We start from the raw sequence: 25832 nt of genomic DNA on the forward strand, positions 1-25832 counted from the left end.
TCGGCCGAAAGGGTCAGGCGGCGCAGCTTTTGACTTCGCCGGCCATTTCGAGAACCGTGCCGATATCTGCTGGCGACGCCGGCTTCTCGAGCTTCGGGCAGTCGGAAAACTCTTGGCACAACTCTTTGTGCGAAAGGTTCGCGCTGACGAAAATCACCGGAACGCCCTTGGCAGTCAGTTCACGCGCGACCGGCCAGACCGGCACTCCTGCGACATCGATATCCAGTAGGGCGAGGTCGGGGGCTTCGCTTTCCAGAGAGGCCAGCGCACCCTCCACACTCGTCGATTCCGAGTGGATCGCATAGCCGAGATCTTCGACGGTATGGACGAGGTCGAGCAGCACCAGCGCCTCGTCGTCTACAATCATAACATTCTGCATCGGGGCGACTTTTAACCTTTTCCCGCCTTAATCGTGTGGACCGAACGGCCAACTCCCGAAAACTGTTCCACGCTTCGTCGATTTTCGTGAAGTTTCGTTCACCATTGGGTAACCCATCGTAGCGGCGCATTGCGATCTCGCCTTGCCAGGCAAAAACGACTAGGGGCCGCGACATGCACTTTCTCGATCAGGCCAAGATCTATCTCAAGTCCGGCGCGGGCGGCCCCGGTGCCGTCAGCTTCCGGCGCGAGAAGTATATCGAATACGGTGGTCCCGACGGCGGCAATGGCGGCAAGGGCGGCGATATCGTGTTCGAGGCCGTGCAGGGTCTCAATACGCTGATCGACTTCCGCTATGCCCAGCACTTCAAGGCGAAGCGCGGCACGCACGGCCAGGGCAAGGACCGCACCGGTGCCGGCGCGCCCGATCTCGTGATCGAGGTTCCCGTCGGCACGCAGGTGCTGAGCGAGGACAAGGAAGAGGTTCTCGCCGATTTCACCGAAGTCGGCCAGCGCGTGGTCTTCCTCGAAGGCGGCATGGGCGGGCGCGGCAACGCGAGCTACAAGTCCAGCACCAATCGCGCCCCGCGCCAGCACCAACCGGGCGAACCGGGCGAGGAGATGTGGGTCTGGCTGCGGCTGAAGCTGCTCGCCGACGTCGGCCTGCTGGGCCTCCCCAATGCGGGCAAGAGCACCTTCATCAACCAGGTTTCCAACGCCAAGGCCAAGGTCGGCCATTACGCCTTCACCACGCTGGTGCCCAAGCTGGGCGTGGTCAGCCACAAGGGCCGCGAATTCGTGCTGGCCGACATTCCCGGCCTGATCGCGGGCGCAGCCGACGGTGCGGGGATAGGCGACCGTTTCCTCGGCCATATCGAGCGCTGCCGCGTGCTGATCCACCTGATCGACATATCGGGCGACGATCCCGCCGCGGCCTATCGTACAGTCAATGATGAGCTCGAGGCCTATGGCGCAGGCTTGGATGACAAGGCGCAACTGGTCGCGTTGAACAAGCTCGACCTTGCCGACCAAGAACTGGGTGAAGGGTTCGCCGAAGAATTGCTAGCGGCCGGGGCCGACAAGGTCTTCACCGTTTCGGGTGCGACAGGGGCCGGCATTCCTGAGCTGCTCGATGCCGTGCTCGGCTATCTGCCCGACCGGACGGCGACCGAAACGCATGCCGAAGAGGTCGAGGACGACGACCAGGCGCCCGACTGGTCGCCGATCTAGACGGAAAATTGGCAGGCACATGGCACGGGCAGTCCCTCACGAACTCACCGCGAGCCGCCGCCTTGTCGTCAAGGTCGGCTCGGCGTTGCTGGTCGAGGACGGTGCTCCGCGCGCGGACTGGCTGGCGACGCTGGCAGAGGACCTCGCAACCCTGCGCAGCGGAGGCACCGAGATCATTGTGGTGTCCTCAGGCGCAATCGCCCTCGGCGCGGCGAAGCTCGGCATGGCGAAGGGCGGACGCGGTAGCCTGGCGGATGCGCAGGCAGCGGCGAGTGTCGGCCAGGTGGAGTTGGCGCGGCTGTGGGCAGACAATCTCGGCCGCCACGATCTTACCGCCGCGCAGATGCTCGTCACGCTCGGCGATCTGGAAGACCGGCGGCGCTATCTCAACGCCTCGGCCACCTTGCAGCGGCTGATCGAGGCTGGTGCGGTGCCGGTAGTGAACGAGAACGACAGCGTCGCCACCGAGGAAATCCGCTTCGGGGACAATGACCGGCTGGCCGCGCGGGTGGCGCAGGCGGCGGGTGCCGATGCGGTGATACTGCTGTCCGACGTCGACGGTCTCTACGACCGCGATCCGCGCGAAGACGGCGCGGTTCGTCTGGAGCGTGTCGAGGGCGTTACGCCGGAGATCATCGCGATGGCGGACACCTCCTCGACTTCGGGACTCGGCTCGGGTGGGATGCTCGCCAAGCTGCAAGCAGCGCGCATTGCGGAGCGGGCTGGAATTTCGCTGGTCGTCGCCAATGGCACCCACCTCTCGCCGCTGAAGCGCTATCGAGAAACCGGCGTAGGGACTGTGTTCGTCCCACAAGCCGATGCCAGCGCGCGTAAGGCATGGTTGGCCGGACGGCTCGCGCCTGCAGGGGTGCTGACCGTCGATGATGGCTGTGCCGAGGCGCTGGCCAAGGGTGCCAGCCTCCTCGCTGCTGGATTAGCCGAGATCGAAGGCGAGTTTTCGCGCGGTGATCTCGTTGCGATCTTCGGACCAAATGGCGAACGGCTCGGCCAAGGGCTCGTCGAATACAGCGCCGCCGAGTGCCGCGCGATCCTCGGCTTGCGCGAAGAGCAGCAGGAAGCGAAACTCGGCTACGCCCCCCGCGCTGCCGTGATCCATCGCGACCACATGGTGCAGGCATGACGATAGCGCTGACCGGTGCGACCGGCTTCGTCGGGCAAGCCGTGCTCGATGAGGCGGCACAGCGTGACGCCGCGATCCGTGCTCTTACCCGCCGCGCACAGGAGGATCGCGCCGGAGTCGAATGGTTCGAGGGAACCCTAGCCGACACTGCGTCGCTCGAAACGCTCGTGCGCGGAGCCGACGCGATGATCCACGTCGCTGGCCTCACCAATTCGCCCGATCCCGCCGCGTTCGAAGCGCACAATGTCGACGGCACGGCCCACGTCATCACCGCGATGAAGGCGGCAAAATGCAAGCGGCTGGTATTCGTCTCCTCGCTCTCTGCCCGCGAGCCGGACCTGTCCGCCTATGGGACATCCAAGGCGCGCGCCGAAGAGCTGGTGCAGGCCAGCGGCCTCGACTGGACGATCGTGCGCCCGCCCGGCGTCTACGGCCCGCGCGACATCGACTATCTCGAGATGTTCCGCAGCGCGAAATGGGGCGTCGTCCCCCTGCCCCCGCGCGGTGCGAGTTCGATCATCCATGTCGCCGATCTGGCGCGACTATTGCTCGACCTCGTCGATGCGCCGCCGGTCCTGGTGCGGCGCCAGACCTTCGAACCCGACGATGGGCGCGAGGGTGGCTGGGCGCACAATGAACTCGCCCGCGAGATCGGACGCGCTGTCGGTCGCCGGATTTTCGCCCCGCATTTGCCGAAGCCGCTCATGCTCGCAGGCGCGCGCGTCGATCGCCTGCTACGCGGTGACAAGGCACGGCTCACGCCGGACCGCGTCGGATATATGGCGCATCCGAACTGGGTTGCTCGCTCCGCCAAGCGTGTGCCCCCTTCGGTATGGGAGCCGCACATTACTGGTGAAGACGGTCTCGCACGAACCGCCGAGTGGTACCGCCGCGAGGGCTGGCTTTGATTGCACCCCGGCGCTAGCCTGATCTCATGGACTTCATGAAGATCATCAAGTCGCTGGAGCTGCTGCTCTACGAACTGATGGTCTGGCTGGTCTTCTATCCGCTGACGCTGGCCCGCAGCATCATCCATCCGTTGCGCTTGATGGTGTATTCCGACGAGGAAGTGGATCAGGCCGAGGAGGATCGGTATTCCGACACGCTCAGCCCGCCGATCTTCTTGGCGATCACCCTCGGCCTGATCCATCTGGTCGAACTGACCGAAGGGTGGAACGTCCAGTCGGAGGGGTTCTTTGCGGACGACAAGAACCTGATCGCCTACCGGCTGGTCGCCTTTTCCCTGTTCCCGCTGATGCTCTCGCTCCGCCTGCTCAGATCGAAGGGCATCGCGCTAGATCGCAAGACGCTGCGCGAGCCGTTCTATGCCCAGTGCTTCATCGCGGCGCCCTTCGCACTAGGGTTCAACGCGGGCGTCATGACGATCGCCGCGACCAACACATTCACCCTCGGCTTGTCGATCATGCTGGCGACAGTGATCTGGTACCTGGCGGTGCAGACGGCATGGTTCCGCGAAGAGCGAGGCAGTTCGCGACTACGCGCTTTTGGCAATGCAGCACGCGGTTTTTTCGAAGCGCTGGTGATCGTGATCCTGCTAGGGGTCGTCGTGGACGTCGTCTAGAGGAACGGCTCCTCGCCCGGCTTGTGGATGCCGCATTCGACCTTGTCCCAGCCGGCCCAGCGTCCGGCGCGCGGGTCCTCGCCCTCGCCCACCTGGCGGGTGCAGGGCGAACAGCCGATCGACGGAAAACCGCGCTCTACCAGCGGGTGGCGCGGCAGGTCGTGCGCTTCGAAATAGGCGGCGATATCGTCGGCCGTCCAGTCGATCAGCGGGTTGATCTTCAATCGCCCCTGCGCGTCCGAGGTGTCCAGTTCGAACCGCGGCAGGTTGGCGCGCGTCGAGGACTGGAACGCTTTGCGCCCGGTGAAACTGGCGTCGAAATCGGCCAGTGCCTTGGCTAGCGGCTTGACCTTGCGCAGCTCGCAGCAGCCGTCGGGGTCGTAGGACCAGCGCAGCCCGCTTTCGTCGCGCGTTTCGAGATCGGCGATCTCGGGATACAGATCGATGCGGTTTAGGCCAAGCCGCTCGGTCAGCTCGTCGCGATAGGCCAGCGTTTCGGGGAAATGCTTGCCGGTGTCGAGGAACAGCACCGGTACCTTCGGATCGATCCGCGACACGAGATGCAGCAGCACAGCGCTTTCCGCGCCAAAGCTGGACACGATCGCCGTGTCGCCGGTCAGATTGCCCTCGATCACCGCGCGCAGCCATTCCTCCGTCTCCGACCCGCGAAACATGCGGTTGAGGCGAATGGCATCGTGCTCCGAGAACCGCGGAGCCGTGTCGAGGCGGTCGATGGCGCGAAGTTCGTTCATGAGTGGCGCTTCGTCCAGATCGGTGTGCGATCATCTGCTGCCGGCTGATAGACCTCCGGCCAACGATCGAACGCGGCCTGCACGTCGCCCTTGTCGAGCTGCTGATCGGGTTCGAATGCATCGAAGCCGCAGCGACGCATGTAAGCAAGCTGGTCGACCAGCACATCGCCGACCGCACGCAATTCGCCGTCATAACCGGCCTCGCGCAGGATGCGGGCCGAGGAATAACCCCGCCCGTCGCCGAATGCGGGGAAGTTGACCTCCACCAGCGCCACCCGTTCGAGGTGCGGCAAAAGATCGCGGGCATCGTCGCCCGGCTCAATCCGCACGGCCGAAGCGTTCGACTGGTCGAGGAAGGCATCGACCGTCACTGCGGGATGGTCGACCGTCTCGTCGTCGCGATAGCGCAGAAGCTCAGCCATAAAGCGCCTCCTTGAAGGGGTTCATGCCGATGCGGCGATAGGTATCGAGGAAGCGTTCGCCATCCTCGCGTTCGCGTTCGTAAACTGTCGTGACCGTCTCGACCGCATCGACGATGCCGTGCTCGTCGAAGCCGGGGCCGGTGATCTTGGCGAGGCTGACGTCCTCCGCCTCGCTGCCGCCGAGCAGGAGCTGGTAGTTCTCCACACCCTTTCGGTCGACGCCGAGAATGCCGATGTGGCCCGCGTGATGATGCCCGCAGGCATTGATGCAGCCCGAAATCTTGAGCTTGAGCTGGCCAAGCGTTTCGGTCTTGCCGGTCTTGGCGAACCGCTCCGAGATTCGCTGCGCGACCGGAATCGAGCGGGCATTGGCGAGGCTGCAGTAATCGAGGCCGGGGCAGGCAATGATGTCTTCGACCGTATCGAGATTGGGCGCGCCCAGCCCTGCTTCGTCCAAAGCAGTCCACAACGCGTGGAGATCGGCCTTGCGGACATGCGGCAGGACGATGTTCTGCGTGTGCATGACGCGCAGTTCGTCGAAGCTGTAATCCTTGGCGAGATCGGCCATCAGGCGCATCTGTTCGGCCGTCGCGTCGCCCGGGATCCCGCCGACCGGCTTGAGGCTGATGACGGCAGAGACATAGCCGTCCGCCTTGTGCGCGACGGTATTGCGATCGACCCATAGCGCGAAGTCGGGGTCCGAACGGTCGATGTCGGACGATGCGTCCGCTTCGAACAGCGGGTCCTCGAAGAAGGTGCGGATACGCTCCAGCTCGGCGAAGGGCGGTTCGACGCCCTGCTCGAGCAGGTGGGCGAATTCCTCTTCGACCTGGCGGGTATATTCCTCCGCGCCCAGTTCGTGGACGAGGATCTTGATCCGCGCCTTGTACTTGTTGTCGCGCCGACCGTAGCGATTGTAGACGCGCAGGCAGGCCTCGGCATAGGTCACCAGCCGGTCGAGCGGCACGAAATCGTTGATGCAGGGCGCGATCATCGGCGTGCGACCCATGCCGCCACCGACATAGAAGGCCGCGCCCAGCTCGCCCGCGTCGTTCTGCACGATCTGGATACCGATGTCGTGCAACCGCATGGCTGCACGATCGGTATCGCTGGCGATCACCGCGATCTTGAACTTGCGCGGCAAATAATTGAATTCGGGGTGGAAGCTCGACCACTGGCGCAGCAACTCCGCATAGGGCCGCGGATCGACCACTTCGTCCGCAGCGGCGCCCGCGAAATGGTCGGAGCTGATGTTGCGGATGCAATTGCCGCTGGTCTGGATGGCATGCATCTCGACCTTGGACAGGTCGGCGAGGATGTCCGCCGCATCTTCCAGCTTGATCCAGTTGTACTGGATGTTCTGGCGCGTGGTGAAGTGGCCGTACCCGCGATCGTATCTGTCGGCGATATCGGCCAGCGCATGCATCTGGCGGCTGTCGAGCGTGCCATAGGGGATGGCGACGCGCAGCATGTAGGCGTGCAACTGGAGGTAGAGCCCGTTCTTCAGGCGAAGCGGCGTGAATTGGGCTTCGGTCAGCTTGCCCTCGAGGCGGCGGCGAGCCTGGTCGCGGAATTCCTCCACGCGGGCATCGACCATCGCCTGGTCATATTGATCGTATTTATACATTAAGGCGTGTCCTGCCGGTTCGAACGCATTGAGACGGAGCCGATTTGGGCCGTCAGCAAGGCGCGAGGAGTGAGCGATATCATCGTATCGTGATCGACGAGTAACGAAGCTGGCGGCCCAAATCGGCCCGCCGCCGAGGCGGTCTTCTCTCCGAGCCCGCTGGACAGCGTCACGCCGCTTGCATGGACAACCTGTCCATGCGGCACGCCATTCCTTGCCAGCGAACTAGGAGAGACGATCTCAATGTGTTCGAACCGGTAGGACACGCCTAAATCACCCAATTGCCGAGATCGGGCTCGGCGGGTTTGAGGGTCAGGTCGGGCCGCACGGTGGGGCCGAGCGTGCGGACGCGCTCCTTGATATGCGTCGGGCGGGGAACACCGTCCTGCGTCTCAGCATCGACGGCATAGGGTGCATTGACGCGGCGCGCGGCTTCTTCGCGGCGTGCGGTCTCGTCCTCGCTGCCGGTGACATCAGCGGCGTCTTCGACGTGGATCGACCAGTCGCTGCCGGTCCACCACGTGACCGCGCCAGTCTTGAGATCGTTTCCGGTCAGCAGCCTCATCGCGCAGCCTCCTGTGCCTGCTTGGCAAGTGTCGCGGCATCACGGGCGGTGACCTCGCCGATCACGATTAGCGCAGGACTGACGACGCTCTCGCGCTCAACCAGTTCGGGCAGCCCGGCGAGCAATCCGCGCAGCACGCGCATCTCGGGCCGCGTGCCGTTCTCGATCACGGCAACCGGCATCTCTGGGGCCAGCCCGTCTTCCATGAGCTTCTCGGCGATCTGCGGCGCCGTCTTCACGCCCATGTAAATCACCAGCGTGCGGCCCTTACCGGCGAGGCCTGCCCAGTCCTGGTCCTTCAGTCCCTTGCACTGGCCCGCAACGAAGCTGACGATGCTGGAAGAGTCGCGATGGGTCAGCGGGATTTGCGCTGCGGCAGCGGCACCATTCGCAGCGGTGATGCCGGGTACGACCTCCACGGCTATACCCACGGCGCGGGCTACTTCGGCTTCCTCGCCGCCGCGACCGAACACGAAAGGATCGCCGCCCTTGAGGCGCACGACATCCTCGCCCGAGCGCGCGAGATGCACCAGCAACTCGCTGATGTCCTCCTGCGGCATGGTGTGGTGGGAGCGGCGCTTGGCCACGGAAATCAGCTCCGCATCCTCGCGCGCAATGGCGAGGATTGCAGGATCGACGAGGCCGTCGTGCACGATTACCCGCGCACGTTCGATCAGCCTTGCGGCGCGGATCGTCAGAAGATCGGGATCACCCGGCCCCGCGCCGACGAGATAAATGGTTCCGGTGTGTGCCATGCTGCCAAGATGCGGCTCATCGCGGCATTGCGCCAATCAGAATGGGTGTGCGGCACGGTAGGCGAGATTTTGAAATCGGACCTTCCGGCGCGGCAATCTATTCTTTTGTAACCTTGGAGGCCTTGGATTGCTGGTCGGCAAACTGTGCGAACATGCGGTCGAGCTGGTCGCTGCTGCGCAAATGGATGTCGCGCTGCGGGAAGGGGATCTCCACCCCGTTCTCCTTGAACAGCCACCACAGCTTCTTGAGCACGGCAGAGCGGACGTTGCCGACCCCTTCCTCGGGATCGTCGATCCAGCAATGGATCGTAAAATTGACGGAATTGTCGCCATATTCGCTCATCCACACGGTCGGAGGCGGGGCCTTCAACACGCGGTCGCATTGCAAGGCCGCTTCGAGCATCAGCTTTTCGGCGAGGTCCATATCGGCTTCGTAGCTGACACCGACAGTCACCTGCATGCGCACGTTCTTGCTGGAGTAGGACCAGTTTTCGACCTGATTGATCATCAGGTTTTCGTTCGGGATCAGATATTCACGCTGGTCGCGGGTCGTCACCGAAACGGCGCGGACCCCGATCTTGCGGATTTGCCCGAAGGTTTCGTTGCCTGCCATGTCGGCCACGGCGATCACGTCGCCGGGCTTGATCGACTTGTCCATAAGCAGGATGATCCCGGCAATCAGGTTACCGAAAGTCTTCTGCAGGCCGAAACCGATGGCGAGGCCGAAAGCCCCAGAGAACACCGCGAGCGCGGTGAGGTCGATCCCGAGCAGGTCTATGCCGAGGAAGAACGCCGCAGCCCAGACCACGATGGTGACGATCTTCTCGACCAGCAATTGCTGCGTATCGTCGAGCTTGGTGATCCGGCGCACGCCGCGTTTGGCCAGCTTGCTGATGAACCACGCCAGCGCGAGGACCCCGAAGATCACCACGACGACGATCAGGATGTCGAACACCGACACCCGGAAATCGCCGAAACTCAGCGCGAATGCGTCGAGCGTATCGAGGATCGTGCCGGCAGTTTCGCTTTTCGAGCTGACCGCTTCGCGGATACCCTCGGCGGCGGCGACGGAGGTTTCCTCGGGCGCGTCTTCGGCCAGGCTCCAGGCCTGTTCGACCGGGGTCGGCTCTGGCGAGGGCGTCGCTGTCGGGGCGGCTGTGCCTTGCACGTCTATCCTTCGTTCATCGCCGCAAAGCCGCGTTCTAGGTCGGCGATGAGGTCCGCTGGGTCTTCGAGACCGATCGATAGCCGCACTGCATGGCGATCCTCAAGCCCCCAGCCCGCTTTCGGCCACTCCATGCAACTGCGCACGGGTTCGACGTCAAACGGCAGGGCGAGGCTTTCGTAGCCGCCCCAACTATAGCCGATGCCGAACAGATCGAGCGTGTCGACGAGGCGGCAGCGAGCGGCATCGTCGCGGCCGGCGATGACGAAACTCAGTAGGCCGCAGCCGCCGGTGAAGTCGCGCTGCCAGAGCTCATGGCCTGGCGCGCCCAGCAGCATGGGGCACAGCACGTGCGCCACGTCGTCGCGCGCCGCGAGCCATTCGGCGATCGCCAGCGCGCTAATACTTTCCTGATCCAACCGAAGTTTCATCGTCCGGAGGCCTCGCAGCGCGAGCGCCGCATCGTCGGGCGAGACGACATGGCCCAGCTGCTGAGCGGTGATCCGCAGGCGGCGATACCAGCGCTCGCCCGCACTGGCAGCGCCCATCATCAGGTCGGAATGGCCGCCGACATGCTTGGTGAGCGAAGTAATGGCGATGTCGCAGCCATGCTGCAGCGCCGGGAATCCGAGCGATGTGGCCCAGGTATTGTCGATCAGGCTGACAGCGCCCTGCTCGCGCGCAATTGCGGCAAGCGCCGGGATGTCGCATATCTCCATGGTGAGGCTGCCGGGCACTTCGAGCATGACCGCGCGGGTCTTGTCGCAGAACGCGGCGCGAAAACCGTCGAGGTCGAGGGGGTCAAAGAAGCGGTGCTCCACGCCGAACTGCTTCAAAATACCCATCGCCGTGCTGCGCGTGGGGTCGTAGGCGTTGTCCGTCACCAGCAGCACGTCGCCGCTGCGCAAAACCGCCATCAGCGCGCCGACGATCGCTGCGACGCCGCTGGGATAGAGCACCGTTCCCGCCGCCCCGGGTTCGAGTTCGGTCAGCGCCTCGCTCAGCGCCCATTGCGTGGGTGCGCCGCGGCGACCGTAGAAGAATTTGCCATCGGCATTGCTCTTCGGCCCGGCCCGCAGCGCTGCGCAGTTTTCGTATAGATGCGTGCTGGCGCGCCAGACGGGCGGGTTGACGACCCGGTCCGCAAACTCGCCCGAGCGGCCTGCGGTCACCAATTGCGTAGCTGGCTTCGCATCGTCGCGACTATTCGCCATGAGCACCGCTTTCCTTCGGGGTGGCAGGATCACTGCCCCAATCCATCCAGCTGCCGTCGTAAAGCGCGGCATCGTCCTTGCCTGCAAGCCCCATGCCGAACAGCAGGACGCAGGCGGTCATCCCGCTGTTGCAGCTTGCGACGACCGGCCGATCCAGGTCTACACCTACCTCAGCGAACTCGGCGCGCAGGGCTGGCGCGCCTTTCCACGTGCCGTCCTCACGAAACAGACGCGGGAAGTGCAGGTTCGCCGCACCGGGAATGTGCCCGTCCGAGCCGCTGTCCGGTGCACCGGCGAAGCGCGCAGCATCGCGAGCATCGACGACTTGCGCCTCGCGGGTGGCGCAATTGGCGAGCATGTCCGCCTTGCTCCGGACCGACCGTCGCGGCGTTGGAAGTGGGAAGTCGACCGGGTCACATGCTTCGCCACCTTCGGAGGTTTCACGACCTTCCGCCTGCCATTTCGCAAGGCCGCCATCGAGGATCGCGACCTGGTCCATGCCGTAATGGTCGAAGATAAACCAGGCGCGCGCGGCGCTTTTGATCGCGCTGTCGTCATACAGGACGACTCGACTGGACCGCGCTATACCGAGCGAGCCCATTCGCGCGGCGAACTGTTCGGCGGTAGGCAAGGCTTTCGGAACCTCCGAACCCTCGTCGATAAAGCTCGCAAGGTCGAGGAAACGCGCGCCGCGAATGTGCGCTGCAAGATATTCGGCCCGCGCATCGCGGCCGCTGTCGGGCAGGTGCATCGTTGCATCCAGCACGACGAGGTCCGCGTCCTTGCGGTGCTGGGCTAACCAATCGGTCGAAACGAGGCGATCCATCCGCTGCGGGTAGCGGGGCTCGGCGCGCAAGTCGAGCCAAGGGTCGCGGCGTCAGGCCAGCTCGCGCTGGGCGATCGGGGCATAACTGCGCGGCGGCTCGTCGAGCCGGAATGGCTGGACGCGGCCGCCATCGGGCTGGCCCTGGCCGACCACGAAGGTCTTCACCAGCGCGCCATCGCCCGCGCCATCGACCCGCACGCGCATCAGCGGCACGAGGAGCGGGTGGCGGCCCTGCATGATGACCTGCGCGGTCGACAACGGCAGCTGGACCTGCCCCTCGACAGCAACATTCTGGCGCGGCGCGATGCGGGCCAGCGTATGCTTTGGCTCGAGGCTGGTTTCGGTCGTCGCCACCTGCTGTTCCATCGGGCTTGCCGCGCTGGCGGAAACCAGGTCTACGCCGACAGTAACGTTGCTCAACGCCGCGTCGGTACGGTTGACCAGCGTCAGGCGATATTTAAGCGTCGCGAACATGGCGCTGCGGGTGAGTTTTTCCGCGGTCAGCCGGACGGTCAGAGCATCGGCAGCCGTGGCCGCATTGGCTTTCGGCACTGACGCAACGACCGGCCGCTCGATCTGCGGAGCAGGCGCGCTGGTCCGGCGACGCTTCCAGAAAAACAGCCCGGCACCAATCGCAGCAAGCGCAGCGACAAGGATCGCCAGCCACGTCCAGTCGGTGTCTTCGGCTGCGGATTCCGCAGGACCGGCGATTTCCGCCTCGTCCAGCGGCTGCTGAACATCTGGCGCGGCAGGCGGCGCGGGAATGGGCGGCGTGCCGTCCGTAGGCTGGACGGGGGGGATATCCTGCACCGGCTCTTGAGGCGCCGGGATACGCGGCGACACCGGAACGGTCTCGACCGAGCGCGGCAACGGTGTGGGCCGCGGGCTCGCTACGCTACGCGGCGAGGTCACGGTAGCGCTAGGCGTAGGGGTTGGGGTCGGCGTCGGTGTGGCAGTCGCCGTCGGTGTCGGGCGCGCCGTATTGATTACGCGCGGCGCGACCGGAACGACGCTGCCCTCTTCATCGACCGGGCCCTGCGCGCGCGGGTTCGCCGTCGGCGTCGGCCCCGGCGGGAGCGAGAAATCCTGCGCCGATTGCGCCATCGCAGGCGCGGAAAGGCTCAGCATCAGGGCAATCAGGGGCAGGCGAAAAGTCGGCATGTTTCGGGCGCGTTCGTGAAAAGCAGGCACATGCGCTGCGCCGCGCTGAATAGGTACTGAAGCGCGCGCTTCCAAGCCCCGCCTTGCGCCGGACCGCCTTTCACGGCAGATGCGCGGCATGAGCGACACACACAGCCCCCGGTTCCTCGGCGAGAACAGCCCGCTGCCGGGTTCGCCCGAAGAGGCGGAACTCGACTACGTGCCGAACCCGCGCGCAGGCGAGCTCTACCTGGTGCGCTTCGCCGCACCGGAGTTCACCTCGCTGTGCCCGGTGACCGGCCAGCCGGATTTCGCACATCTGGTGATCGATTATGCGCCGGGCGAGACGATCGTGGAGTCGAAGAGCCTGAAACTTTTCCTCGGCTCCTTTCGCAATCACAACGGTTTCCACGAGGATGTCACCGTGGGCATCGGCAAGCGCCTGTTCGACGAGATGCGCCCCAAGTGGCTACGGATCGGCGGCTACTGGTATCCGCGCGGCGGCATTCCAATCGACGTATTCTGGCAGAGCGGCGCGCCGCCTGCCGACCTTTGGCTGCCCGACCAGGGCGTTGCATCCTACAGGGGGAGAGGCTGAGCATGGCCGAGCATAACGAGACCGACGCGGCCACTCACGACGACACCGCGACCACCACCTCGAGCGAGACAGCCGCGACGCAGAAGCCGCGCCGCGTCTGGCGCAAGAGCCTGCCGAAATGGTCGCTGTGGCTATCGCTGGCCGTGCTCGCGTGGTTCGCCCTTGCCGCGTTCGGACCGAAGATCGGCATCATCCCCTGGCAGACCGGCCTCGGCTTCATGATCCGCGAGGCGGGCGTGATCCTGCTACTCGTCGCGTCGATCTTCGCGATCGTCGCGCTGGCATTCGCCTTCTTCAAAACGCCGCGCGGCCCGTGGTGGAAAGCAGCCATAGGCCTCGCCATTCCGGCAATCCTGTTCATGGGTCTCTCCACGATCCGCAGTCAGGCGGAGAGCGTTCCGCCGATCCACGACGTCTCCACCGACTTGCGCGACCCGCCCGAATTCTCGCCTCGCACCATGACCCTGCGCGGCGAAATAGGTGCCAATCCGATCAACGATTACGGTACTCCCCTCGGCGAGCTGGAGATGTGGGCGGACAGTGATGACGCAGCGCTCAAGGCGAAGAACCACGCCGACCTGATTGCCGAGAATTACGACAATCTCGATCCCATCGTAATCGGCAACCGCACGGACGAGGAAGCCTTCGATGCGATCGTGGCCGCCATGGGCGAGGTCGGCCTGACGGACGTGCGCCGCGTGTCGGGTATGAACTCGGTCGAAGGCGTGGCGGAGACCTTCGCCTTCGGTTTCAAGGACGATGTGGTCGCACGTGTGCAGGACGGCCAGATCGACCTGCGCTCGGTCAGCCGCGTCGGGGTATCCGATCTCGGCTACAATGCCGGGCGGCTGGAGGATTTGCGCGAAGCGATCATCGACCGGCTGGGCGCGTAAATCGCCTGATCCAGCGGGTGTCGAGCCAGTCCTTCACCCGACGCAGCCAGCGCGACTGCAGGCCGAACCGCCGGTAGCTGGCGATCGCTTCGCCGCGACAGGTGTTGAGGAGGTAGAAGTCCATGAAACGCGGGCTGTAGCTGCGCCGCGGCGGCTTGCCGTCCAGCATGCGCCGAAGGTTTCTGGCCAGCACCGGGCCGGTGTAAACGGCATGCACGCCGGAATGCGGTACGCTCCGGTCGGTCCGGCGCGCGACATCTCCGGCAGCAAGGATATGCTCGAATCCGCAGACCCGCTGGTGTTCGTCAACCTGCACGAAGCCGTCCTCATCAACCGGCAAGCCGCTGACGGCGAGCCAGTCGGGTGCGCCGCTGCCGATCGCGGCTGCGATCAGGTCGAGCGGCTCGAGCGAACGGTTGCCTGCCATCAGCGCGCCATCGCGGATCGCCGCATCTTCGCGCATCACTGCGACGCCCTGTGCTTCCAACTCCCGAGCTACGCGCTCGCGCACAGCAATAGCGTGATGGGGCAATAGTCCTCGAGCCCCGGTCGCGAGCGTGACGCTGCAATCGCGCCAGTGACTGGAATTGCGCAAGCCGAAGGCCAGCTCCACACCCCCTGCACCCCCGCCGACGACTGCGATCCGGCGATGGTGCGGCTCGGCCTCACGAAGAGACTCCCAGCGGCCGATGAAACCACTCAGCGGGCGGATGTCGAGCAGGCGCTCGTCCGCACCCAGAACGTCGCTCGCCTGCCCCGCACCTCCGGTCGCAGTGGAGCAAATATCGAACGCCAGCGTCTCGCCATTGTCGAGATAGGCGATGCGCTTTTGCGGATCTATCCGGACAAGGCGCGCCCTATGCCATTCCAGGGCCGCCTCTTTTACCAGCGGTGCCAGTGGGATGGCCAGCTCGCTGGCGCGATATTCGCCGGCGATCCAGCCCGGCACCATGCCTGAATAGAACATCGCATCGAGCGGCTCGACCAGCAGCGTGCGACCACGTGGTGGGCCGTGCTTGCGCCAGTCGTCGATTACCCCGAGATGCGCGTGGCCCGCCCCGGCGAGCAGGAGGACAGGATCGACGCGCGCAATCATGTCGCAACACTAGCGCTTCGAGCACGACTTGTCGCGGGATTGGCAAGCCTGGTGGAGCCGAGCGGGATCGAACCGCTGACCTCGTCATTGCGAACGACGCGCTCTCCCAACTGAGCTACGGCCCCGTTCCAGCTTACGCCCCGGCTACAGCCGGGAAGGCGCGCCAATTAACCCGGCGCGCCGTCTATTTCCAGACCAAATCCGGCGGGCCCGCTCAATCCTGCGGCGTGTCGCTCTCATTCGCATCGCTCGGGACCGGCTGGACGATGGGCGTCGACTCATTGCGCGTATCGACCGGCACCACGGGAATGCGCGCGCCCGTATCGGGATCGACCACAGTGGTCTCATTGACATTCGGCTGATTGGTTAGCAGCGCGGGATCGCTTATTCCGGGCTGCGGAGCGACCATTGAAACACGCGCCTGCTGCGCAGCCACATAGCCGGGCTGCGACGAGCCGTAGCGCGCCCCGTACTGCGCATCCCATGACGCCGAATCGCGCTCGTATTGCTCGTAGGCGCGGAAGAAGTTCTCGAAGGGCTGTTCGAACGTGCTGAAATTCGTCAGCGCGAAGGCGGTCGGATCGACCGTGTCCATCGCATTGTACTGGTTCGCAAGCTGCAACGTCGTGTCGCAGAACTCGCCGCGCGCCGGCGGCAGGGCGAAATAGTTGTAGACCATGGTCATCTGTGCCTCGCGCGCCATGATCGCCTCGCGGCGGGTGCTCGCCTGTTTGCGATATTCGGCGTCGATGCGGTCGTTCACGCGCTTGAGAGCGCGCCCGTGGGTGGAGATGTAATCGCTGTAGCCGTCCAGGATCGGCTGGTATTGCGGATCGAGGCAATTGAGCGCCGCCACGTTCCATGCGGAGCGGAAGTACCATACGCGCTCGTCGTCGCTGATGCCGGTATTCACCGTCTGGCGCACACCCAGCGGCCCGACACGGGGAATGTCCATGACATAGGCCGCCTGCTTGGGCGGGACCGGGCGGTAAGGCACCGCTTCGACCGGCGGCGGTGGCGGCGGTGGCGGGGGCGGAGGAGGCGGCGTCGCGCAGGCGCCGAGGGCAGCGATCGTGCTGATCACGGCGGTAATGCGAAATATCGGTTGTGCGGCGCTGCTCATGGCTGGCGGACCCTCCTGGAAGTACATCTGTCGTTAATTTGCCCCGCCCCGGATTGACCGGGGATGAAGCAGCAATGCTTAGCGGCTGGAAAGGACAAAGAAAATGCCCGGAGCGCGCATTGCGCCCCGGGCACGTCCAAACGAATCCTGTGTGCGATCAGTGGAGCGCGATCACTCGCGGCTGCCCATGAACCGCAGGAGGAACAGGAACATGTTGATGAAGTCGAGATAGAGGCTCAGCGCGCCCATGATGATCGCCTTGCCGGCGAACTCGGTACCGCGCAGGTACTGGTACTCACGCTTCAGTCGCTGCGTATCGTAGGCGGTGAGGCCCGCGAAGATCAGCACACCGAGGAAGCTTACGGCCAGCGCCAGCGTGCTCGATTGCAGGAAGATGTTGATCACCATCGCGATCAGCAAGCCGATCACGCCCATCACGAGGAACGTGCCGAAGCCCGACAGGTCCTTCTTGGTGGTGTAGCCGAACAGGCTGAGGCCCGCGAAGGCGCCCGCCGTGGCGAAGAAGGTCGCGGCGATGCTCTCGCCCGTATAGACGAGGAAGATCGTCGAGAGCGACAGGCCCATGACGATCGCGAAGGCCCAGAACATGATCTGCAGCGTCGGCTTGGAGAACTTGTTCACCCCGAAGCTCATCGCGAAAACGAATGCCAGCGGCGCCAGCGCTACGATCCACATCAGCGGACCGCTGGCGAAGGTCAGCGCCAGCCCGCTACGCGCAGTCAGCAGCGCGACGATGCCGGTCAGCAGCACGCCCGAAGCCATGTAATTGTAGATCGACAGCATGTGCTTGCGCAGCCCTGCGTCGAAGGTTTCCTGCCGGGTAACGGCATCGCCCGCGCGGGGCACGGAGCCGAAGCCCTGCCGCTGCTCGGTGTTGTCGTTCCAATTGGCCATTTCAAAGTACTCCCATAAGCGGCGATCACACCCGCCGCTTCTCATACGCGCAATATCGCCATTCGGGGCCCGAATTTCAAGGGAAACCGACGAATGTCGAACCTTGTTCGATTAACCAAAATCACTGACGATACTCAGGCCTCGCCCGCCGCATCTACCATGGCCGCACTGAGCGCGTCGGAGGGTGATTTGTCGCCCCACAATACGAACTGGAACGCGGGATAGAAGCGGTCGCACTCATCGACCGCGATTTCGACCAGAGACTGGGCCTGCGCGAGGCTGAGCAATCCATCGTCGCCCAGCATGGTCCCGTTGCGATAGAGCACCACGCCGCCATTGGACCAGATGTCGAAATGGCCGAGCCAGAGTTGCTCGTTGATCCGCGCGACCAGCTCGTGAGCGGCTTTTGTCTTGCTGTCCGGCACACGGATTTCCGGCAGGCAGATGACCTGCAGGACCATGTCTTCCGGCCGCCAGATCCCGCGCAGCTGGTAGTTCGTCCAGCTACCCTGGATTTCGCCGCTCATCTCGCCCTGCGCGCTTTGGCACGGCCATCCGCGTGCCTCGAACAGGGCCACCAGCATATCGAGCGGAGCTGCGTCCTCGTCCGCTTCGTAGCTTTCGCTTGCCGTTCTCATCGAGCCTGTCCTTCACACGTCATGCACGCTGGATGCCGACAGGACACGGGGCTTGGCAATCCAGCCGATTGTCGCTGCTGGGGAGAACCGTTTTCGCTTGTGCAAACCCTGTGCACAAGGCGCGCGAGGTGAATTAGCCGAGGGGCTCGATCGCTTCGCCTTCGGCACTGCGGAAGGTGAAGCTGTCGATGTCCAAACCTTTGAGCTTGTTCATCATTTCCCGGGCAGAACCAGCATCGGGGTAGGGCCCGGAAAGCAGGCGGTTGGCCTCCCCCCATGGCGTCACGAAGGGCCCCTTGCCCTCCAGCAGCCCGTCCGCCTTGCGAGCGATCCGGCGCCAGTCGAAGCCGAGCGCCGACACGTCCTTGCCGGTCGCAATCTGCACCCAGTGCCGCGACGGATGGGCGGGCGGCGGCGGGGGGTCAGGCTCGGCCTTCTCGCGCGGTGCCTCGATACGCGTGATGTCGACCGCCCCCTGCGCTGCCGGGCGGGACGTGGTCGGCTCGAGGGAGAAGCCGGCAAAGGCTTGCTCGAGCGTGGGTGCCGGTTCGCTAGGTGGCGGGGGTGGTGGTGGTGGTGAAGCGGCGGTCGCGCGGGCGGGATCGATTATGTTCGGCGTGGTGGCGGGTTGCCGCGCAATCACCACAGGCGCGGTCTCTGCAGGCGCTGGCGCCGACGCAGTATCAGCCAAAATGGCAGCGGCTCGCGGCGCTTCCTCTGCCGCCCTGGAACTTCGCGCAGGCTGCGCTGGAGCGGGAGCTTGCTGCGGCACCGGCTGCGCCACTGGTTGTGGTTGCGCCGCCCGCGTAGTCGTCGGGGAGAGATCGGGTGCAATCCCCGCATTTTCGCTCGAACGCGGCCCAACCGTCGCGGTCCGGCGTGATCGCTCCTGCCGTTCGCGTGCGAGAGCCCTGCTCTCGGCCTGGCGAGAGGCCACTCGCCGTGGCGGAATGGCTCGCGGCTGGGGAGCTGCCGCAGGTGGAGGTGCCGTCGCCGGTGCTTGCGACGTGGCTGGTGAAGGAGCGACCGGCGCGTAGGCGGCGATTTGCGGGTCGTCCGTGCCGATATTGGCCGCGCGTGGAAACACCCCGAGCGTCCCCGCCGCTGCCTGCTGTGCCGGCGTCAGGCGGGGCATGAACTCGAGATAGGGCCGAACCCGGCCGGCCATCTGCGCGGGCAGCATCGCATCGGAAATGTCGATCGCCTCGCGCGTATCGCCAAGGATCGCCAGACCGAATGCGCGTGTGCGAAAAGCTGCGAGATCGCGGGCTTCGAGCAAGGGCAGCAGGGTCTGCTCGAAGGCCTCGCGCGCTCCCGAGATCGCCAGGCTGAGCGCGAGGCGGCGCTTTACTTCCGACCCGGCACCTTGCGCCAGCGCCAGCCGGAAAAGCTCCTGCGCGCTGCGGTTGTCACCGACGAGCATGAAGGCCATGCCCCTATCTTCCGCCATGCGATCATTGGTGACGCCCGCCCGTTCTGCCTCGGCAAACAGGCGCAAGGCCTCGATCGGTTGGCGCGAGCGGGCATATGCCTTGCCGAGGCCGAGACTGATGCGGCTGTTTGTGGGCGAAAGCTGCTTCGCGCGACCGAAAAAGCCGATCGCCGCATCGATATCTCCGACATCCAATGCCGCCTCGCCGGCGTCGAGCAGGGCGGAAACATCGGCCGCATTGCGCGCAAGCCGCCGCAAGGCGTCGCTCAACCGGTCGGACCCTTTCGGCGGCAAGGGCTGGACGATCTCGCGCTGTGCGTGGGCCGCGGTCGGCACGGCAACTGCAGCGGCCAAGACCGCTGCAACCGTGATCCGCGATAGTGTTACCATGATCCTGCCCTTACCCGGGCGCGCCTGAACAGGCGCTGGCCCGGGTGGCTGCGTGTCTTACTGGTTGTTCTGGCGTCCGAGGAAGCGGGGAATGTTCAGCGAGCCGCCCTCGTCGTCCTCGTCTTCGTCGTCCTCTTCGTCGGGCTTGTTGGCACCGCGCGAGAGATTGGCCATGCGCTCGAACAGCGTGCTGCCGGCACCGGCATCGCTCCCGCTGTCGTCACCGCCCAGCACGGGGCGCTTCTTGCCCGGCTTGCTGGCGAGCGGACTCTCGCCTTCGCCATAGGAGCTGTCCTGACCGCCTTCTTCCATCGGCTCGGACAGGTCGAGGGGCGAGGGCTGGCCGGCATCTTCCGCCCAGCCGCTGCCGAATTCGCCATCCTCTGCGGGCGGCGGAACTTCGCCGTCCTCGTTGCGCAGGCCAGCGAGCGGATCCACAATGCCGTCGACATCGTCGTAATCTTCTTCCTCGTCGTCGTCCGCAGAGCCGTAGCCGAGGTCGTCGGAGAGGACCGAGGGGCTGTCGTCGCCCGCTTCCGCCGTGAGGTCGAGCGTGTCGGCGTCGCCGGACTCGGCATCCGGTTCGGCGGACAGGCCTTCGGACAATTCGAACGGTTCGTCGTCATCGATCGTCTCGGTCGGCAGGTCGAGCACCGGACGCTTGGGCGCGCGGCTATCGCTCATCGAGAACGCCTGCGGTGCGCTAGGCTGAACGCTGCCATCCGTTTCGATACCGGTCGCGACGACCGACACGCGGATCTTGCCTTCGAGTTCGGGATTGAAGGCCGAGCCCCAGATGATGTTCGCGTCTTCGTCGACCAGCTCGCGAATGTGGTTCGCGGCCTCGTCCACTTCGAGCAGCTTCATGTCCTCGCCGCCGATGATCGAGATGATCACGCCCTTGGCACCGGTCATGCTGACACCGTCGAGCAGCGGATTGGCGATGGCCCGTTCGGCGGCTTCGAGCGCGCGATTGTCGCCCTCGCCCTCGCCCGTGCCCATCATGGCCTTGCCCATTTCCTGCATCACCGAGCGGACGTCGGCAAAGTCGAGATTGATGAGGCCCGGCATGACCATGAGGTCGGTGATCGAGCGCACGCCCTGCTGCAGCACCTCGTCGGCCAGCATGAAGGCTTCCTTGAAGGTCGTTTCCGCCTTCGCCACCAGGAACAGGTTCTGGTTCGGGATAACGATCAGCGTATCGACATGCTTTTGCAGCTCGTCGATGCCCGCTTCTGCGGCGCGCATGCGGCGCGTGCCTTCGAACAGGAACGGCTTGGTTACCACGCCGACAGTGAGCACGCCCTTCTTGCGAGCGGCCTCGGCGATAACCGGGGCAGCACCGGTGCCGGTGCCGCCGCCCATGCCGGCCGCGATGAACACCATGTTGCAACCGTCGAGCGCGTCCTCGATGTCCTCAACCGTTTCTTCAGCTGCGGCCTTGCCTACCTCGGGCCGCGCGCCTGCGCCGAGGCCGCCGGTGATGTCGGGGCCGAGCTGGATGCGCTTTTCCGCCGGCGAAGAGCTGAGCGCCTGCGCGTCGGTGTTGCTGACGATGAAATCGACGCCTTCGATGCCGGCGTCCATCATGTTGGCGATCGCGTTGCCGCCCGCACCGCCGACGCCGATCACCATGATCTTGGGGCGAAGGTCGTCGCTGGATGCCGGACCGATATTGATGCTCATTGGGTATCCCCCGGAAAGTCGGAATTCTGAAAAATCACTATGTCACATTACGCGCGCAAAGCGAATCGCGCGAAGACTCGTAGAAGAAGCTTATCCACAAAGGCCTAATGCCCTGTTGTGCATGGGTTTCAACCATCAGAAATACTCGCGCACCGCCTGTACGACACGGTTCACCAGAGCGAAGCCGGAATAGCGGCTGGTCGATTGGTAGTTCGAGCCGACCGAGCGGATGTCTACCGGGTCTTCCGCAGCGTAAAGGCACAGGCCCGCAAGCGTCGCAAATCCGGGCGTCGCGTGGGCTTCGGGGAGGCCCTGCAATGCTGGCGGCTTGCCGATTCGCACCGGCTGACCGAGCGCGCCCTGCATGAAGTCGGCTATGCCGTGCAGTTCGGCCCCGCCGCCTGTCAGGACGACCTGCCCGCCTTGCGATCCGCCGAAGCCCAGCGCCTTGAGTGCCTTCGAAATTTCGCCGCTCATCACGCCGAGACGGTCTGTGACCGTGCCGACCAAATCCGCGCGCGGAATGCGGTTCTGCTCGTCCGCACCGCGCGCCAGCCGCCCGTCGGGCTTGTCGCCCGGGCCGTCCACCGGGATCATCTCGCGGTGATCGGTCGGCGTGGCTATCGCCGAACCCGATACGCACTTCAGCCGCTCCGCCTGGCTCCGGCGGATGCCGAGCGAAGATGCGAGCGCATCGGTAATGTCGTTCGAGCCGACCGGGATCGACTGCAGACCGAGCAGCATGCCCGCTGCATGGACGGAAACATTTGTCACCTGCGCGCCTATCTCGACCAACGCCACGCCGAGATCGCGCTCTTCGGCGGAAAGGCAGGCGTATGCTGTCGCGAGCGGGCTGGCGACCACGCCCTCGACCTCGAGATGCGCGCCCTGCACCGCCTCGATCAAATTGCGAACCGGTGCGCCTTCGGCGAAGGTTACATGGACATCGACGCTCAGCGCTTCGGCATGGAGGCCCTTGGGATTGGCGACACCATGCGCACCGTCGAGCATGTAATGCGCCGGCTGCGCGTGCAGGACCATGCGCCCGTCGGGATGCAAATGGTCGCGCGCTGCATGGAGGAGATGCTCGATATCGTCCTCCTCGATGCGCCGCCCACCAATGGCGATCTCGACGCTGGAGATGCGGCTCGACAGCCCGGCCCCGGCGCAGCCGATCCAGACGCTGGAGATCGAGGTGTTCGCATTGGCCTCGGCCTTTTCGACTGCGGTGCGGATCGAGTGGCTCGCCGCGCGCATATCGGTGACATAGCCGCGCTTGATCCCCTCGCTGGCGCGGTGGCTGGAGCCGAGCACGACCATTTCTCCGCCTTCGGCCTCTCCCATGATCATGGCCGATACCCGGAAGGATCCGACGTTCACGGCACCATAGACGCGGGTTATGCGTGGCGTGGGGGCGGCCATCACTCGGCCCGCCCGTTGCGCGCCAGCTGCGTCGGGCACGGGCCGTCCTTGCAGCGCAGATAGACTCTGTCCGGCACGCGCATGTCCACAGCGATGGGCTTGCCGCCGATCAGCCGGTGCATCCCGTCTAGCTGGGCAAACTTGACCAGCGCGGGCGCGCCCGCATCGCCTTCCGGGAGGGCTAGCAATTGCCCACTGGTGAAGGTCAGATTCCATCGCCGGTTGCCGACCCATTCGGCTCCGGCGATATGCGGTTTCAGCGCCGGCGCGGCATCCAGCAGGCGGCCCAATTCCTCGACCTGCTTCTGCGCCCCGGGCCCCTCGATCAGCAGCTTGCCCTTCGCCGCCTCACGCGCGATCGGCTCGAGTTCGTGCCCCTGCCCATCGACCAGCATAAGCCGGTTGGGCTTGCGCAGCACGGCATGGGGTTCGCGCTCGACGATATCGATCTTCAGCGTGTCGGGCAGCTGGCGCGAAACCCGCGCATCGGCGACCCAAGGCAGCTCCAGCAGGCTGGCGCGAACGTCGTCGAGTTCGACCAGCGGCATCGGCCGGTCGCGCTGGGCGAGCACGCGTTCGTAGACCAGCTGTTCGTTCATCCGCTCGACGCCGGAGACGCGGACCTTGCTGACCTCGAAGCCGGAGCGCGAGGCGGATTTTGCGAGTTCGTCGCGGGCCATTTCCGGCACGCCCGCATAGCTGGCGACCGTCCACGCAATGGCGAGCCCGACGACGATGATCGAAGTCAGGAAGAACTTGTGCCACTGCTCCTCGGTGAACGGCAGCGCGGCCATGATGCGGTCGAGGATGCCGCTGGTATGCTTGCGCGCGGCGCGCGCCTTCTGGCTCCGGCTGCGCGCAGCGGCCGAGCGCCGGACCCCCTGGGGCTTGCGGCTAACTCTGGCCATCGCCCCTGCCCTTACCTGTATGGTCCTTACCCGCATGGTCGCGCAAGGCCGCGGCAATCACGGTCTCCACCAGTTCGCCATACTCCATGCCGACATGCTTGGCCTGCTCGGGCACGAGGCTGAGCGGGGTCATGCCGGGCTGGGTGTTGGTTTCGAGGATGAACAGCCCATCCTCGCCCTGCTCCTCGTCCCAGCGGAAATCGGTCCGACTGGTGCCCCGGCAGCCGAGCACCTGGTGCGCCTTCAGCGCAAATTCGCGGCACAGCCGCTCAATGCTTTCGGGAATGTCCGCCGGGCAGATGTGATCGGTCATCCCGTCGGTATATTTGGCATCGAAATCGTAAAAGCCGCTCTTGGGCTTCAGTTCGGTCACCGCCAGCGCGCGCGGGCCGTCCGCGAAATCGACCACCGCCGTCGTCATCTCGCGGCCCTTGATGTAAGGCTCGGCAAGCAATTCGGCGAATTCCTGCCACGGCCCCTTGGCATCGCGCGCGATGGGATTGCCGTATTCGCTCTCGTCGGTGACGATCGCCACGCCGACGCTGCTGCCCTCGTTGACCGGCTTGAGCACATAGGGGCGCGGCAGCGGATCGCGCTCGTACAGATCGGCGCTCTTGACGATCCGCCCGCCGGGCATGGGGATGCCGTGCGGCACCAGTGCCTGCTTGGTCAGCTGCTTGTCAATCGCGACCACCGACGTGGCGAGGCCCGAGTGCGTATAGGGCACGCCCATCAGGTCGAGCATGCCCTGCACCGTGCCATCCTCGCCCGGAACGCCGTGGAGCGCATTGAACACGACATCAGGCGCGACCTTGGCGATGCGCGCGGCGACCTGCCGGTCCATATCAATGCGTGTGACACGATGCCCGCGCTCTTCCAGCGCTTTCGCCACGCCTTCGCCCGACATGAGGCTGACAGGGCGTTCATTCGCCCAGCCGCCCATGAGGACGGCGATGTGCAAGTCTTTGGGAAGGTCGGTCATGTCAGTTCCTATGGCCGCCCCACCCGCTGGATTTCCCATTCGAGTTCGACGCCCGAATGCTCGTAGACGCGGCGTTTTACTTCTTCGCCCAGGCCTTCGATATCGGCGCTGGTCGCGTCGTCGACGTTGATCAGGAAGTTGGTGTGCTTTTTGCTCACCTGCGCACCGCCCATCTGCAGGCCGCGGCAGCCCGCCGCATCGACCAGTTCCCAAGCCTTGCGACCGGGCGGGTTCTTGAAAGTCGAGCCGCCGGTCTTGGTGCGCAGCGGCTGCGAATTCTCGCGCGCTTCGGCGATCTCGTCCATCTTCGCACCGATAGCTTCGGGATCGCCCGGCTCGCCCTGGAAGCGCGCCGCAACAACGATTGCGCCGTCCGGCAAGGCCGAGTGGCGATAGGTATATTGCAGGTCGGCCTTGGGCAGCGTCACCAGATTGCCGCCCGGCAGGATGACGTCGCAGTCGATCAGCACGTCGCTGACCTCGCGCCCGTAAGCTCCGCCGTTCATGCGCACGAAGCCGCCGACCGTGCCGGGAATGCCGCGCATGAATTCGAGGCCGGCGATCCCGGCATCGCGCGCCGTCGAGGCGACGAGGATGCCATGCGCCCCCGCCCCGCAGGCGACCACATGATCGTCACGCGTTTCGATATTCGCAAAGGGCTTGCCGAGCTTGATGACCACGCCCGGCACTCCGCCATCGCGCACGATCAGATTGGAGCCGAGGCCCAGCGCCATCACCGGCAGCTTGCCGCCCAGCCGTTCGAGGAAGACGCGCAGATCGTCGAGGTCTTCCGGCTCGAATAGCCAGTCGGCATGCCCGCCGCTCTTGAACCAGACCAGCTTGGCGAGCGGTGCATCGTGGGTCAGCTTGCCGCGCAAGTCGTCGATCGCCACGGGCGCGGAGACGCCGCCATCGACCTCGCAATCGGGGGCCATGCCGCTGTCCCAGTTCC

At 65.1% G+C, this 25832-nt stretch carries 26 protein-coding genes and 1 tRNA gene; 6 read left to right on the forward strand and 21 right to left on the reverse strand.

Annotated elements, in window-relative coordinates; translation table 11 throughout:
- Positions 1-13: 13 nt before the first annotated feature.
- A complete protein-coding gene (locus ACSH0F_RS11200; RefSeq protein WP_435202788.1) occupies positions 14-367 on the reverse strand; it encodes a response regulator in 354 nt (117 codons plus the stop codon).
- A 185-nt stretch (positions 368-552) separates the two neighbouring features.
- On the opposite strand from ACSH0F_RS11200, the gene obgE reads away from it, so the two are divergent.
- Genes obgE through ACSH0F_RS11220 form a run of 4 tightly spaced genes read left to right on the forward strand, consistent with a single transcriptional unit; the run spans position 553 to position 4331 of the window.
- Positions 553-1608: a GTPase ObgE gene (gene obgE / locus ACSH0F_RS11205; protein ID WP_435202790.1), complete on the forward strand. Its 1056-nt coding sequence runs from the start codon at positions 553-555 to the stop codon at positions 1606-1608.
- Positions 1609-1627: 19 nt separating this feature from the next.
- Entirely contained in the window at positions 1628-2749 is a 1122-nt protein-coding gene (proB, locus tag ACSH0F_RS11210) for a glutamate 5-kinase (protein WP_435202792.1), read from the forward strand.
- Positions 2746-3657, forward strand: a complete 912-nt coding sequence (locus tag ACSH0F_RS11215) for an NAD-dependent epimerase/dehydratase family protein (protein ID WP_435202794.1) — start codon at positions 2746-2748, stop codon at positions 3655-3657. The genes proB and ACSH0F_RS11215 overlap by 4 nt, the downstream gene beginning before the upstream one ends.
- 35 nt (positions 3658-3692) lie before the next feature.
- Positions 3693-4331: a hypothetical protein gene (locus tag ACSH0F_RS11220; RefSeq protein ID WP_435202796.1), complete on the forward strand. Its 639-nt coding sequence runs from the start codon at positions 3693-3695 to the stop codon at positions 4329-4331.
- On the opposite strand, the gene ACSH0F_RS11225 is transcribed toward ACSH0F_RS11220, so the two are convergent.
- From ACSH0F_RS11225 to ACSH0F_RS11265, 9 genes are all read right to left on the reverse strand, one after another.
- A complete protein-coding gene (locus ACSH0F_RS11225; protein WP_435202798.1) occupies positions 4328-5083 on the reverse strand; it encodes a phosphoadenylyl-sulfate reductase in 756 nt (251 codons plus the stop codon). The genes ACSH0F_RS11220 and ACSH0F_RS11225 overlap by 4 nt on opposite strands.
- Positions 5080-5505 (reverse strand): DUF934 domain-containing protein, encoded by a 426-nt coding sequence (locus ACSH0F_RS11230; protein WP_435202800.1) that lies wholly within the window; start codon positions 5503-5505, stop codon positions 5080-5082. Before ACSH0F_RS11230 ends, ACSH0F_RS11225 begins: the two co-directional genes overlap by 4 nt.
- Positions 5498-7132 carry a nitrite/sulfite reductase gene (locus tag ACSH0F_RS11235; RefSeq protein WP_435202802.1) on the reverse strand — a complete coding sequence of 545 codons (1635 nt, stop codon included), beginning with the start codon at positions 7130-7132 and terminating at the stop codon, positions 5498-5500. The genes ACSH0F_RS11230 and ACSH0F_RS11235 overlap by 8 nt, the downstream gene beginning before the upstream one ends.
- A 268-nt stretch (positions 7133-7400) precedes the next feature.
- Positions 7401-7697: a DUF2849 domain-containing protein gene (locus tag ACSH0F_RS11240; protein WP_435202804.1), complete on the reverse strand. Its 297-nt coding sequence runs from the start codon at positions 7695-7697 to the stop codon at positions 7401-7403.
- Complete coding sequence (cobA, locus tag ACSH0F_RS11245; RefSeq protein ID WP_435202806.1) at positions 7694-8452, reverse strand: uroporphyrinogen-III C-methyltransferase; 759 nt, start codon at positions 8450-8452, stop codon at positions 7694-7696. Before cobA ends, ACSH0F_RS11240 begins: the two co-directional genes overlap by 4 nt.
- Before the next feature lie 97 nt (positions 8453-8549).
- Positions 8550-9620, reverse strand: coding sequence for a mechanosensitive ion channel family protein (locus ACSH0F_RS11250; protein WP_435202808.1), 1071 nt, complete (start codon positions 9618-9620; stop codon positions 8550-8552).
- 2 nt (positions 9621-9622) lie between these two features.
- Positions 9623-10831, reverse strand: coding sequence for a cystathionine beta-lyase (gene metC, locus ACSH0F_RS11255; protein ID WP_435202810.1), 1209 nt, complete (start codon positions 10829-10831; stop codon positions 9623-9625).
- Positions 10821-11657 (reverse strand): sulfurtransferase, encoded by an 837-nt coding sequence (locus ACSH0F_RS11260; RefSeq protein WP_435202812.1) that lies wholly within the window; start codon positions 11655-11657, stop codon positions 10821-10823. Before ACSH0F_RS11260 ends, metC begins: the two co-directional genes overlap by 11 nt.
- Positions 11658-11708: 51 nt before the next feature.
- Positions 11709-12818 (reverse strand): LPXTG cell wall anchor domain-containing protein, encoded by a 1110-nt coding sequence (locus ACSH0F_RS11265; protein WP_435202814.1) that lies wholly within the window; start codon positions 12816-12818, stop codon positions 11709-11711.
- Positions 12819-12927: 109 nt separating this feature from the next.
- Between ACSH0F_RS11265 and queF the strand changes: the two genes are divergently transcribed.
- Together queF and ACSH0F_RS11275 are read left to right on the forward strand one after the other, a co-directional pair.
- On the forward strand, positions 12928-13395 hold the full coding sequence (gene queF / locus ACSH0F_RS11270) for a preQ(1) synthase (RefSeq protein ID WP_435202816.1): 468 nt from the start codon (positions 12928-12930) through the stop codon (positions 13393-13395).
- Positions 13396-13397: 2 nt separating this feature from the next.
- Complete coding sequence (locus tag ACSH0F_RS11275) at positions 13398-14288, forward strand: DUF1499 domain-containing protein (protein WP_435202818.1); 891 nt, start codon at positions 13398-13400, stop codon at positions 14286-14288.
- Here ACSH0F_RS11275 and ACSH0F_RS11280 read toward each other — a convergent pair.
- The 11 genes from ACSH0F_RS11280 to murB form a co-directional block, all read right to left on the reverse strand.
- Entirely contained in the window at positions 14266-15384 is a 1119-nt protein-coding gene (locus ACSH0F_RS11280; RefSeq protein WP_435202820.1) for an NAD(P)/FAD-dependent oxidoreductase, read from the reverse strand. The two genes, ACSH0F_RS11275 and ACSH0F_RS11280, sit on opposite strands and share 23 nt — an antisense overlap.
- Before the next feature lie 49 nt (positions 15385-15433).
- Positions 15434-15509 (reverse strand) — tRNA-Ala (locus ACSH0F_RS11285).
- An 89-nt stretch (positions 15510-15598) separates the two neighbouring features.
- Positions 15599-16507: a hypothetical protein gene (locus tag ACSH0F_RS11290; protein ID WP_435202822.1), complete on the reverse strand. Its 909-nt coding sequence runs from the start codon at positions 16505-16507 to the stop codon at positions 15599-15601.
- Positions 16508-16678: 171 nt separating this feature from the next.
- Entirely contained in the window at positions 16679-17422 is a 744-nt protein-coding gene (locus ACSH0F_RS11295; protein ID WP_278327383.1) for a Bax inhibitor-1/YccA family protein, read from the reverse strand.
- Between the two features lie 134 nt (positions 17423-17556).
- Positions 17557-18060 (reverse strand): YbjN domain-containing protein, encoded by a 504-nt coding sequence (locus ACSH0F_RS11300; RefSeq protein WP_435202824.1) that lies wholly within the window; start codon positions 18058-18060, stop codon positions 17557-17559.
- Between the two features lie 133 nt (positions 18061-18193).
- Positions 18194-19882 carry a tetratricopeptide repeat protein gene (locus ACSH0F_RS11305; protein ID WP_435202826.1) on the reverse strand — a complete coding sequence of 563 codons (1689 nt, stop codon included), beginning with the start codon at positions 19880-19882 and terminating at the stop codon, positions 18194-18196.
- Between the two features lie 57 nt (positions 19883-19939).
- The gene (gene ftsZ, locus ACSH0F_RS11310; RefSeq protein WP_435202828.1) at positions 19940-21568 is read right to left on the reverse strand and encodes a cell division protein FtsZ; all 1629 of its coding nucleotides are present in this window, start codon (positions 21566-21568) and stop codon (positions 19940-19942) included.
- 135 nt (positions 21569-21703) lie between these two features.
- Positions 21704-22990, reverse strand: a complete 1287-nt coding sequence (ftsA, locus tag ACSH0F_RS11315; protein ID WP_435203175.1) for a cell division protein FtsA — start codon at positions 22988-22990, stop codon at positions 21704-21706.
- Positions 22990-23898 (reverse strand): cell division protein FtsQ/DivIB, encoded by a 909-nt coding sequence (locus tag ACSH0F_RS11320; RefSeq protein WP_435202830.1) that lies wholly within the window; start codon positions 23896-23898, stop codon positions 22990-22992. The genes ftsA and ACSH0F_RS11320 overlap by 1 nt, the downstream gene beginning before the upstream one ends.
- On the reverse strand, positions 23885-24880 hold the full coding sequence (locus tag ACSH0F_RS11325; RefSeq protein WP_435202832.1) for a D-alanine--D-alanine ligase: 996 nt from the start codon (positions 24878-24880) through the stop codon (positions 23885-23887). The genes ACSH0F_RS11320 and ACSH0F_RS11325 overlap by 14 nt, the downstream gene beginning before the upstream one ends.
- A gap of 8 nt (positions 24881-24888) precedes the next feature.
- Positions 24889-25815 carry a UDP-N-acetylmuramate dehydrogenase gene (murB, locus tag ACSH0F_RS11330; RefSeq protein ID WP_435203177.1) on the reverse strand — a complete coding sequence of 309 codons (927 nt, stop codon included), beginning with the start codon at positions 25813-25815 and terminating at the stop codon, positions 24889-24891.
- Positions 25816-25832: the final 17 nt, after the last annotated feature.

This window comes from Qipengyuania sp. 902 (genome assembly GCF_051195295.1).
Lineage (GTDB): Bacteria > Pseudomonadota > Alphaproteobacteria > Sphingomonadales > Sphingomonadaceae > Qipengyuania.